This is a genomic window from Amycolatopsis sp. (assembly GCF_025464955.1).
Classification (GTDB): domain Bacteria; phylum Actinomycetota; class Actinomycetes; order Mycobacteriales; family Pseudonocardiaceae; genus Amycolatopsis.
Window position 1 is genome coordinate 102978 of sequence record NZ_JAODNM010000154.1, and the last position, 11860, is coordinate 114837.

Below are 11860 nucleotides of genomic sequence, written 5' to 3' on the forward strand. Positions count from 1 at the left end.
ACGGCCCTTGACGGTTCTTTTCCCACCCTGCTTAACTGCATCACGCCACCCCTCGGAACCGGTACCGGGACCGGTTCCGGACAGCTCCGCCAGCACCAGCACGACTCCGTTGTCGAGGTAGTTCGCCTGGCTCGCGTACCTCGCCGGCTTTGTCGTACCCCGTTCCCTCACCCGGCAAAGCGGGTTCAGCGACCGTCACGAGCAGTGGGACTCATCTCGGTCGCCGCACCCGGCCTCAGGAGGCGCCTCAGCCGATCCGCGAAAACCTCGCCGGGCGAGGAGACGTCGTCGCAGCGCGGCGGAAGCCGGTACGCTGTGCGGGAGCGTCGAGTTCCGGGGAGGAGTGCCGTGCACACGTTGTCGTTGCTCGCGGCACTGCCGACCCTGCTGTTCGCCGGGCCGGCCACCACCGCCGGTCTGCTGACCGTGCTGTCCGTGGTCGCCGGCACCCTGCTGGTGGTCCTCGTCGTCCACCACGCCCACGCCGGCCGCTCGAACCCCGGTTCGCCGGTGCCCGGCCGCGTGTCGGCCCTGCGTGAGAGGTCCCGGCGCGCCGCGTTCGTGCGGCTGCGCGACCCCAACGCCCGCGGACGCCGACGGCCCCGCTCCCCCGGCCTGCGCAGCTCGGCTGCGTAGGCGTCTTTTTTCCGACCCCTTTCCGTAGCCATTCCGCCTGCCCAAATCCCCTTTTCATCCTGGTCGGAGTGCTGCTCATGTTCGGTTTCCTCACTGTGCCCGTGGCTGGTGCGCACCAGTTGTTCGTCTGGCTCGCCGTCGCCGTCCACCCCTTGCTCGGTCAGCTCAGCATCGCGTTGTCCATCGTCCTGTTCACCATGGGCATCCGCGCCCTGCTGCTCCCGTTGAGCCGCGCGGCCGTCCGCGGCGAGAAGGCGCGAGCCGTCCTCGCGCCGAAAATTCAGCGGCTTCGGGAAAAGCACGGCAAGGACACGCCCCGGCTGCGCGAGGAGATGCTCATTCTCCAGGAGGAGTCCGGGACGTCGATGTTCGTCGGCTGCCTGCCGATGCTGCTGCAGCTGCCCGTGTTCATGGTGATGTACCGGCTGTTCTCTTCTGGTTCCGTCGACGGGCACCCGAACTCGCTGCTTGAAGGCACGCTGTTCGGGACGGGTCTCGGCGACCACTTCCACGGCCCGGTGTTCTTCGGACTCGCCGCCGCGCTGGTCGTGGTCGCCTGGTTCTCCTCGCGTTGGCAAGCGAAGACGATGGACCGTTCGGGCCTGCCCGCGCCGGCCGCGGCGCTGACCCGGCTGATGCCCTACGGAACCGTGCTCGCCACCGCGTTCGTCCCGCTCGCGGCCGGTCTCTACCTGCTCACCACAACGACGTGGACCGTCGTCGAGCGCGCCGTCCTGCGCCGTTAGCGGCTGGTCTAGAGGTAGGTCACTTTGCGTCGCCTGCACGGTGCGGCCGTGGTCAGGATCGTCTGTGGCACTCGGTGGCCTCGGCGAGCCCGAAACCGAGGAAGGCTTCGCCGCAACGGAGAGACAGTGCATGGGGTCGCCCAGCTCGCACGGTAGGCCCGAAACTGTCGTAGCCGGCCGCTACCGTCGTCGTCCTCGCGCCACGACGAAGGAGACGGACTTGAGCTACGTGACCAGCAACCAGCCGGAGGGCACCCCGACCTGGATCGACCTCGCGGTGTCGGAACCGGACCAGGCCAGGGCGTTCTACCGGGCGATGTTCGGCTGGGACTACCGGCTCGTGCGCACCAGCACCGGGGACCAGTCGATCTGCCTGCTGCGCGACCAACCGGTCGCCGCGTTCCGACACACGTCCACGCCGGGCGGCGGTGCGTCGAGGTGGAGGATGTACTTCGCCACGGAGGATTGCGACGACGCTTCCCGGCGCGTCGCAGCTTCGGGCGGCACGGTGCTCGAACCGCCGGTCGAGATGCTGGACCTCGGCCGCGTCGCGGTCGCCGAAGACCCAACCGGCGCGACCTTCGGACTGTGGCAGGGCCGCGCGCTGGTCGGCGCCGAGGTGGTGAACGAACCCGGGTCGCTGGTCAGGAACGACCTCCTCACCCCCGACCCCGAACCCGCACGCGTCTTCTACGCCGACGTCTTCGGCTACACCCTCGACCGCAACGAGGACCTGCCCGGTGCCGATTTCACTTTCCTCCGGCGCCCGGACGGCTACGAGATCGGCGGCATCTTCGGCTCCCCCGGCGCCGCGCCGGCCTGGGCAACACTGTTCGAAGTCGCCGACACTGACATCGCGGTCAAGAATGCGGTCGCGGCCGGTGGCACCGCGGCGGCCCCCGAAGACAGCCCGTACGGCCGCACGGCGGTACTCACCGATCCGGCCGGCACCGAGTTCTCCGTCATCACCCGCCCTTGACCGCAACTCGACGGAGAGCGGCGACGTAGTCGGCGTGGCGATGCAGCCGCTGCCCGCCAGTTACCAGCTCGAGACCTCGAAAGAGCAGGTCGAAGCTCCGGGAATAGGCTGGCTGCAAGGGATCCGGCTGGGTATAGAACGGCCGCTTCGCCATCGGATAGCCGGTGCGGGAACTCGCGGTACCACCGCACTTTCGCCACCACCGGCGAACCGGTGGCGACCTCATGGGAGCCCGGTCACGGGGGCAAACCGGCGGGGCATGGGGCGGAGTCGTACCGCCGTTCCTCCCCGCGCTCAGGATGGTCCGGCCAGGGCGATCTGGACCCGCTTGTTCAGGTCCAGCTTCGCGAGGCCACGGTCCGCGCTGGTCATCCTTTCGACAGGCGAGCCAGCGAAGCCACATGCTCCACTGTGGCGCGACGGATGATTTGCGGCATGTGGAGGGTGAAGGCCTTTTCGCCGGATGGGCCGACGACCTGGCGGGCGACTTCCGCCACCATGGTGATCAAGGACAGCGAATCCCCGCCCATGCGGTGGAAGTCGCTGCTGCCCGTAACCGTGTCGACGTCAACGTCGAGCACCCGCGACCAGATCTTCACGACAGTGGCCTCGACGTCGTCAAGGGGCTTCGCGGGCTCGATCGACTGTTCTCCTTCGACAGCAAAGGGATCCGGCAGTGAACCGGCCGCGACCTTGCCGTTGACCGAACGCGGGATCTCGTCGAGCTTGACGATCACCGCCGGGACCATATAGTCCGGCAGCCGCTCCGCGAGATATGCTTCGAGTTCGGCGGTTTCGACATCTTCGACCGCGACGATGTACCCGCACAACGCCTTGTCCCGGTGACCCTTGCGGCTCCGCGCCACCACGACGGCACTCCCGACAGCAGGATGCGTCTCGAGCGTCTGCGCGATCTCCGCCGGTTCGATGCGGTGACCGTGCACCTTGAGCTGGTCGTCGATCCGGCCACAGAACTCGAACGCTCCCGACCGCGGCCCACCACTCTCAACGGAACCGCTTCCTGACGCCGAACCACTCGGAGGCAGCCGCCGCGCGATATCGCCGGTTCGGTACACCCGGCTGCCGTCGGCCATCCGCACAAACCGTTCCCTGGTGAGATCCGGCCGCCCGCGATAGCCGCGCGCCAGCTGGTTCCCGCCGATGTACAGCTCCCCCGGCTCGCCAGGAGCGACGAACCGGCGCTCCGGATCAAGCAGGTGGAACGACACCCCGTCCTGCGGCACGCCGATCGGCACGGCCGCCCCGGTGTCGCGTTCGATGGTGAAGAAGTGATGGCTGACGCCGATGGTGGCTTCGGCGGGACCGTACAGATTGATGACCCGGCATTCCGGCCCGAACATCACCTGAGCGCGGGCCGCGACCGAGCGGGTGAACTGCTCGCCGATCACGATCAACGTCTTGACCCCGCGCGGTTTCAGCTCGAGCCGCGTGATGAGGTCCAAATGGGACGGTGTCAGCGACAGCATGGTGGCGCCGTTGTCGAGCACCTCCTGAATGGACAGATGGCTGATCTCGTCTCGCATCAGCAGCAGCGTCCCACCGACGAGCAGCGGCAGGATCAACGAGATCTCCGCGACGTCGAAGGACAGTGAGCAGAGCAGCGGCAGCCGGGTGGACGCGTCGATCCCGTGCTCACGGGTTGCCCAGCTCGCGTAGTTGCTGAGGCTACTGTGCTCGATTTCGACACCTTTGGGCTTCCCGGTGGAACCCGAGGTGTAGACCACGTACGCAAGATCGCCGGGCAACGGCAGGTAGTCGAGTTCCCGCGGCTCGACGTCGAAAGGCAGATCGTCCAGCACGATCCGGGTGCAGCCATCGGGCAGGAAGTCCCGCGTGTCGTGGGGACGCTGGGTCAGGCAGACCGGCGATCGGGCGTCCTCGAGCAGAGTGCGTACCCGGCCGTCGGGATGCTTCGAGTCCATCGGGAGATAGGCCGCACCCGCCATGAGGACACCCCAGGCTCCGGCCACGGCCGCGACGGTCTTGTCCGCGAGCAGGCCGACGACCATATCCCTGCCGATACCTCGCGCGCGGAGCTCGCGCGCGACGACCCTGGCGCGCTTGTCCAGCTCGGCGTAGGTGATGTCGCCTTCGGGTCCGCTGATGGCGATCGCCTCGGGATGCGCGCGAGCCTGATCGCGGAACTGTTGGACCACACCGCGGTCCGGTTTCAGCAATCCGGTTTCGGGCGGCTCCGGCGCGGACATCGAGCTATGCGAACGATTTTCCGGTGCCGCAAGCGTGTCACAAATGTGGTCAAGGAGTCGGTCGGCCCGCTCCCCCATCCTGGGACTGTCCCACCAGGACAGTGTGATGTCGGTACGGCCTTTGCCCTCCGTCAGCACCAGCGCAACCGCCGCACCCGGCTCGCGCGGGCTGAGCAGATACACACCGGCTGCCTCGAACCCATCGGCGCTGAAGGCTGCCGGGTCGATCTTGCCGATGTTGTTGACCCCCGCGGCAAAGTTCATCCGGTCCCGCTTGACGATGCGGCGGTCGCTCGCGCGGATCACCGAGCGCAGAATCGGTAGCGGCGCCCGGAGGATCTCTGGCCCTGGTGCGTGGACATTGCCGCGGCGTTCGGCCAGAACACCGAGTAGCTGCTCGTAGATCCGCTCCCAGTTGCAGCCCGCCTCGATGTCCAGCGAGATGGTGATGGAGAGATTCGAGGTGGAGCCGACCTCGGGGTGAAACGGTCGCAGATCCACTGGAAAGCCGATGGGAACAACCGGTGCGCCGGCGATCTCGACGATCGCCGCGGCCACCTGTGCGGTCAGCGCGGGGAAGGTGCCGTCGATCGTCCTGCGCCGCCAAAGGTATTCGTTCGGCACCGGCCGGTCCGGCACACCGAGCAGGGCAGGCAGTTCCTGTTCGCGTTTATCGTCTGCCGCGCTCAGGTAGAGCGGGTCGCCGAGATCGACGACGGTGACCTCGGATCTGGCACCGACGGGCTTTTCGCCACGTTGTGCCCGGAAAACGTCCTCCGCCCACAGCATCAGGCCGTGTGCATCCATCACGCTATGCGAAGCGCGGAACACCACCGTCGGGTTCGTGCCTTCGAACAGCACAACCTCGCAGTTGGCGCCGAGGGCGTCCGGCAATGCCGCCCGCAGCTCGGGAATCTCGTGCAGCGCTGACGGATTGAGGCTCCGTCCGCGCACGACGTGCACCGACGGGGTTACTTCACTGTCCACCCAGTATCGGCGGCGACGACGAAGCCGGGCGCCGGGGCACGCCTCCGACGCGATCGCCACCGCCTTTCGGAGTCGGCTGGGGTCGATCACGCCGAATCCTTCGACGCAGACGCTCAGCACCGGTGCCAGTTCCCGCGGATAAGCCAGGGACCATTGTTCGAAAGGTGCCACCGCCCTGGTGAACGGTCTGTGTTCGTGAGACATCTGACTGATCACCAGCTCGCAGTGAGTAGGAGGGCACCGTAGTCGCACTCACGGGACGCCTGACCGGACTCCCCATACCTGCCAAAGGACACCAAGCTGCTCAGCTCCGTCAGGTAACCGCCCACGAAGGACAGATCGGACATCAGCCTCGAGATCGGTGACTTCCGGAGATTCGCCTGCCCGCGGCTCAGCCGTAAGACCTGGTGTACCAGTGACCGCAAATGCTCGGCCAGGTACGAGCCGTGCTGACCGGTGATACCGGTGATCAGCGCGCGCTTCGACATCAACTCTCCCCTCGCGTCCGCGTACACGCCGACGAGACGAAATCCCGCCGGAGCACGGAAAACCGGGCACCGGACCCAACACTTCAGTGCGCCTCGCGACAGACGGTCGCAGGACGCGGAGCACCCGTCAACGACTCCTGCGGAATTCAAGGAAATCGCGAGACCTGCGGCCATACGCCCCCGGACTCTGGTGAATATCCGGGTTTCCGGCGCATACGCTCGTGGCGATTTGCCCGGCACGGATGGCCGAACCGCTGAGCGAGGGATTCCATGGCTTTCACATACCAGGTATCACAGCCCTATCTGACCGGCCGGGAACAGGAGTACCTCACGGAGGCCGTCAGCTCCGGCTGGATCTCCTCCCAGGGCCCATTCGTCGGCCGGTTCGAAGAGCAGTTCGCCGAGTACAACGAGTACGCCCACGGGGTCGCCTGTTCGTCCGGCACCACCGCGCTGACCCTGGCCCTGCGCGCGCTCGGGATCGGCCCCGGAGACGAGGTGATCGTTCCCGAATTCACCATGATCGCCTCCGCCTGGGCGGTAACCTACACCGGCGCGACCCCGGTCTTCATCGACTGCGCCGACGATCTCAATATGGACGTCGAACTACTCGAAAGCAAGATCACCGCCCGCACCAAGGCCATCATGCCGGTACACATCTACGGTAGGCGCTGCGAGATGGACGCGATCATGAAGATCGCCTACGAATACAATCTGCGCGTCATCGAGGACTCCGCCGAGGCGCACGGGGTGCGTCCCGTCGCCGACATCGCCTGTTTTTCCTTGTTCGCCAACAAAATCATCTCCGCCGGCGAGGGCGGGGTGTGCGTCACCAACGACCGGCATCTGGCCGAACAGATGGCGCATCTGCGCGGAATGGCGTTCAGCCGAGAACACGATTTTATCCACAAGAAGCTCGCTTACAACTTCCGGATGACCAATCTGCAGGCCGCGGTGGCCCTGGCCCAACTGGAAAAGCTGGATGAGATCCTCGAAATCCGCAAACGGATCGAGGCGCATTACGACGCCGGCCTCGAAGGCATCGAAGGCCTCACCAAACTGCCGCCGCGTGACGTGCTGTGGATGTACGACATCCGCGCCGAACGCCGGGACGATCTTCGCGAATCCCTTGCTGTGGACGGCATCGAGACCAGGCTGTTCTTTCAGCCGATGAGCCGACAACCGATGTACCTCGATCCGGTCTGGCCTTCGCTCAATGCGACGCGGTTCGCTTCAGACGGGCTCTATCTGCCGACCTACACCGGCCTCACCGAAGGCGACCAGGACCGGATAATCGCCAAGATCAGGCAATTCTACAAAGCGGACTGAGGGGTGAGCGGGACCGTAGCGGGGCATAGACGCACGGTTTCCGCGCTACCGTCGCAGTACCTGTACGCCGACAGCTTTTGTGATGGTTCGACAAAGGAGTCCTGTGAGAAAGATACTTGAGACAATTCTTTCCGCGGATGCCTCCGCCGACGAGGTTGCCTCGCTGCCGGTTCCCGCGAGCTATCTCGGCGCCGTGGTCCTCGAGGCGGAGTCGGAAATGTTCGCCGGAATGGCCAGCCAGGACAAGGATCCGGCGAAGTCGCTGCATGTGCGCGACGTGCCGACGCCCCAGCCTGGCCCGGACGAGGTCCTGGTCGCGGTGCTGGCCAGCAGCATCAACTACAACACGGTCTGGACCTCGATCTTCGAGCCTATGCCGACCTTCGGGTTCCTCCAGCGCTATGCCAAAACCGTGCCCGGCGCGGAGCAGCATGACCAGCCCTTCCAGGTGGTCGGATCGGACCTGGCCGGTGTCGTGCTCCGCACCGGAGCCGCGGTGCGCAACGTCAAGCCAGGCGACCGCGTTGTCGCGCATTGCCTCAACGTCGAACTGACCTCGCCGGACGGGCACAACGACACGATGCTCGACCCCGAACAACGCATTTGGGGGTTCGAGACCAACTACGGCGGCCTCGGGCAACTGTCCCTCGTCAAGGCCAACCAGCTCATGCCCAAGCCCAAGCATCTCACCTGGGAGGAGGCAGCCTGTTCAGGGCTGGTGAACTCCACCGCGTACCGGCAGCTGGTCTCGCCCAACGGCGCTGCCATGAAGCAGGGAGACGTGGTGCTGATCTGGGGCGCCGCGGGCGGGCTGGGGTCGTATGCCACCCAGTTGGTGCTCAACGGCGGCGGCATCCCGGTTTGTGTGGTGTCCAGCCCGAGGAAGGCGGACCTGGTCCGGTCGATGGGCGCGGAACTGGTCATCGACCGGTCCGCCGAGGGATTCCGGTTCTGGTCCGACCAACACCACCAGGACGCCAAGGAGTGGAAGCGGTTGGGTGCCGTCGTGCGAGAACTCACCCGCGGCGACGATCCCGACATCGTGTTCGAACACCCTGGGCGGGAGACTTTCGGCGCCAGCGTGTACGTGGCGCGCCGTGGTGGCACCATCGTCACCTGCGCCTCGACTTCCGGGTACGAGCACGTCTACGACAACCGGCACCTCTGGATGCGTCTCAAACGGATCGTCGGTTCGCACTTCGCCAACTACCGCGAGGCGTGGGAGGCCAACCGGCTGATCGCCAAGGGGATGGTCCACCCGACGCTGTCCGCCGTGTACCCGTTGGCCGAGACAGCGCAAGCAGTCCGGGAGGTGCACGCCAATCGGCACAACGGCAAGGTCGGCATCCTGTGCCTGGCACCGCAGACCGGTCTGGGAGTCGACGATCCCGAGTTGCGGGAACGTTTTCTGCCGCACATCACCAGGTTTCAGAGCTGAGGCTGCTCTTTCAGTGGCCAGAAGGAAACGAGAATCGCTGTGACTGAACAGAATGTAACCGTCGGTGTCGTGGGACTCGGCTCGGTCGGTCAAGCCTGCGTGGAACTACTCACCGAGTCCGGTATCGCGGTGATCGCGGCCGATTCCGATCCCGCCGCGGTCGCCGGCGCGGATCTGGTCATCGAAGCGGTACCTGAGGATGAGGAGATCAAGGCTTCGGTCCTGCGTGCCGTCGCGGCTTCGTGCTCTCCGGACACGGTTCTGATCAGCACCACCGCCACACTCTCGCTGGCCTCGCTCGCCGCCGCATCCGGCCGGCCGACCCGGTTGGTGGGCCTGCGTTTCCTGGTCCCGCCGGGCACGGGCACCGGCTTCGAACTGATGACCACCACCATGACCGACCCCGACGCGGCCGACGCGGCCAAGGCGCTGCTGGCGCGGCTTCCACTGCGGCAACGGGAACTCGGCCACGCACACCGGCTGGCCTGGGACCTGTTGTTGGCTTACCTCAACCGGTCGGTCGCCTTGTACGAGGCCGGCTATGCCACCCGTGAGGACATCGACACCGCGATGCGGCTGGGCTGCGGCCTGCCGTCGGGACCGCTCGCGTTGCTGGACCGGATCGGGTTGGACGTCGCGGCAACGGGGCTGACCGACCTGCACCAGCGGACCGGTCGCGCCGCGCACGCACCTGCCGGGCTCCTCAGCCGCATGGTGGACGACCAGCATTTCGGCGCCAAAGTCAGTCGGGGCATTTATGCCTACACCCCGTCTGGGGAAGTCGCTTCCGCCGCCGAACGAATTGGCGTTGACCATGACGTGACAGCTCGGGAGGTCACCGGCATCGGCCTGGTCGGATCCGGCACCATGGCCCGAGGCATCGCCCAAGTGACCTCGATCAGCGGTTTGGACACCGTCCTGGTCGCCCGCACGAAAGAAAAGGCGGACGCCGCGATCGAGGCGGTCGACGCCTCCATGGTGCGTGCGGTCCGCCGCGGCCAGATCACCCCGGACCAACGGCGTGCGGCGCTGACGAACCTGCACCCCAGCTGCGACTTCGAGGAGTTGGCCGACCGGGACGTCGTCGTTGAGGCCGTCGCCGAGGACGACGAGGTCAAGGCCGAGGTCTTCGCCCAACTCGACCGCGTGTGCCGGCCAGGCACAATCTTCACGACGACGACCTCCAGCCTATCGGTCACCGACTGCGCGGAGGCGACGGAGCGACGCGCTGACGTGGTCGGGATGCATTTCTTCAACCCGGCGCCGGCGATGATGCTGGTCGAGGTCTGCCGCACCGAGTTCGTCAGCGAGGACGTCCTTGCCACCGCGCATGCCCTGGCAAGGCGACTCGGCAAGACGCCGGTCGACTGTTCGGACCGCGCCGGGTTCATCGTGAACTATCTGCTGTTCCCCTACCTGAACGACGCCGTGCGGCTCGTGGAGAGCGGGGTGGCGACGATCGAGGAGATCGATGCGGCCGTCGAGAGTGGACTGGGCTACCCGGTGGGGCCGTTCACCCTGATGGACAGCATCGGCCTCGACGTCGGCGAAGCGATCCAGCGCCGGCTGCACGAGGTCAACCACGACCCGGACGTGAAACCTACCGCGATGCTCACGCAGCTGATCAAACTGGGCAGGCTCGGCCGAAAGACAGGAGCCGGCTTCTACGCCCACCCCCGGCGCTGAGATGTAGTGAAGGGAGAAGATATCCGCAGTTTCGGATTCTCGCCCTGCGAATCTGCGAGTGTGTCAATGGGCACGCATAGCGTGGCTATCCAGCTTGGGTGAGTGCTGGCAGTAGGCAGGCGGTGTCCAGATAGGACTCGACGACAGGACTGGATGACACGGAGTCCGTCAGTCCGGTGACGGTGCGGCCAGGTCGGTGGCGGGCCGCCGGGCGCCGGAGGCGCGCGTCCGCGGAGTGGCGGGTTCCACAACTCCGCGGCGAGTTGCGGCACTCCTGTCTACAGAAGCAAGGACCGGGGCCGACGACGGGCACGCCGTACGGATCCGAGCGCCACCCCTGTCACGCCTTGGTACCACAGGTGCCGACGTGAGCACTGAGGCTGCTGAAGCTCGCCGCGCACGCTCCGATTCAGTAGTGCTGCGGCGCTTTCGCAAGTCGACGGCGAGTTGCTGTTGTGCCCGGAATGCAGTCAGGGCTCGTGAGTGTCGCGGCCGGATGATCCGGTCGCGGCACTCACGAGCCCTGGGGTGGGGTTTCTGTTACACGTGCATGGTATTTCGCCTCGGTCTTCGAAGCGGATCGAGATAAGCGGGCGGGATGAAGTCCGGCCTCCCGTCACCACCCATGCGTACTTCCCAACCACCGCAATGAATTAATCGGTGGTGCCGTTCACAAAGGAGGGTCAAGTTGTCCAGGTCTGTTGGCCCGCCGAGGATCCAGAAAATAATGTGGTGACCCTCGGTGTGTTTTGCGTGTTTGTTGCAACCGGGAAAGGCGCATCCGCGGTCTCGCATGACGAGTCGTCGTCGTTGTCCGGTGGTGATGATTCTCTTGGACCGACCTAGATCCATCTGTTCACTCTCGGTCCCGAGAACAGCGGGGATGACCTTGCAGTCGCACGCCAACATCCGTGCCTCCGCCGCCGTGATGACGCCACCGTAGTCGAGCATCGCCGTCCCGATGCCGGACTTGAGTGTTTCGTAGTCCACGGTGACCGCCACATGGACCCGGTCACCACCGTGGGTCGGGATCTCGTCGACGGTCATCGCGAGGCGGACCAGGTCGACGAGAGCGTCGGCTTGGCGTTCCCATTGGCTGCGGGTGTCGCGGCCTTCCTCTTTCGTCGAGTGTGGTTTCGCGAGGGGGTCGAGGGCGGCGCGGAGTTGGGCGTAGGCGAGGTTGTCGAGCTTGCCTTTGAGTGTCGCGGAGCCGTCGCGGTGCTCTTGGAACGACAACTCCCGCTCCGGTCTCTCCGGCGGATCCTTCGGCTCCGGCCCATCCGGATCCAACGTGTCCAACAGCCGGTCGCCGGCCTTCTTCACTTCGACCGGGGACGCGTTAA

At 66.0% G+C, this 11860-nt stretch carries 9 protein-coding genes and 1 pseudogene; 6 read left to right on the forward strand and 4 right to left on the reverse strand.

The genetic code is table 11. The features are described 5' to 3' along the window. Positions 1-348 precede the first annotated feature (348 nt). From JWQ81_RS39325 to JWQ81_RS39335, 3 genes are all read left to right on the forward strand, one after another. On the forward strand, positions 349-636 hold the full coding sequence (locus JWQ81_RS39325) for a DUF6412 domain-containing protein (RefSeq protein WP_297549914.1): 288 nt from the start codon (positions 349-351) through the stop codon (positions 634-636). 77 nt (positions 637-713) lie between these two features. Next, a complete protein-coding gene (gene yidC / locus JWQ81_RS39330; protein WP_297549936.1) occupies positions 714-1382 on the forward strand; it encodes a membrane protein insertase YidC in 669 nt (222 codons plus the stop codon). A gap of 229 nt (positions 1383-1611) precedes the next feature. Then, positions 1612-2361, forward strand: a complete 750-nt coding sequence (locus tag JWQ81_RS39335; RefSeq protein WP_366942375.1) for a VOC family protein — start codon at positions 1612-1614, stop codon at positions 2359-2361. A 13-nt stretch (positions 2362-2374) separates the two neighbouring features. Here JWQ81_RS39335 and JWQ81_RS45190 read toward each other — a convergent pair. From JWQ81_RS45190 to JWQ81_RS39350, 3 genes and pseudogenes are all read right to left on the reverse strand, one after another. Next, positions 2375-2527: pseudogene (locus JWQ81_RS45190) on the reverse strand (amino acid--tRNA ligase-related protein); the annotation flags it as partial. 202 nt (positions 2528-2729) lie between these two features. Further along, entirely contained in the window at positions 2730-5666 is a 2937-nt protein-coding gene (locus JWQ81_RS39345; RefSeq protein WP_297549920.1) for a non-ribosomal peptide synthetase, read from the reverse strand. Between the two features lie 122 nt (positions 5667-5788). Continuing rightward, on the reverse strand, positions 5789-6064 hold the full coding sequence (locus JWQ81_RS39350; RefSeq protein ID WP_297549921.1) for a GDP-mannose 4,6-dehydratase: 276 nt from the start codon (positions 6062-6064) through the stop codon (positions 5789-5791). 270 nt (positions 6065-6334) lie between these two features. Between JWQ81_RS39350 and JWQ81_RS39355 the strand changes: the two genes are divergently transcribed. From JWQ81_RS39355 to JWQ81_RS39365, 3 genes are all read left to right on the forward strand, one after another. Then, entirely contained in the window at positions 6335-7393 is a 1059-nt protein-coding gene (locus JWQ81_RS39355; RefSeq protein ID WP_297549923.1) for a DegT/DnrJ/EryC1/StrS aminotransferase family protein, read from the forward strand. Positions 7394-7475: 82 nt separating this feature from the next. Next, a complete protein-coding gene (gene ccrA / locus JWQ81_RS39360) occupies positions 7476-8831 on the forward strand; it encodes a crotonyl-CoA carboxylase/reductase (RefSeq protein ID WP_297549925.1) in 1356 nt (451 codons plus the stop codon). A gap of 39 nt (positions 8832-8870) precedes the next feature. Then, positions 8871-10517, forward strand: coding sequence for a 3-hydroxyacyl-CoA dehydrogenase NAD-binding domain-containing protein (locus JWQ81_RS39365; protein WP_297549926.1), 1647 nt, complete (start codon positions 8871-8873; stop codon positions 10515-10517). Between the two features lie 540 nt (positions 10518-11057). Here JWQ81_RS39365 and JWQ81_RS39370 read toward each other — a convergent pair. Then, a partial coding sequence (locus tag JWQ81_RS39370) for an HNH endonuclease signature motif containing protein (RefSeq protein ID WP_297549928.1) occupies positions 11058-11860 on the reverse strand: 803 nt, incomplete at its 5' end.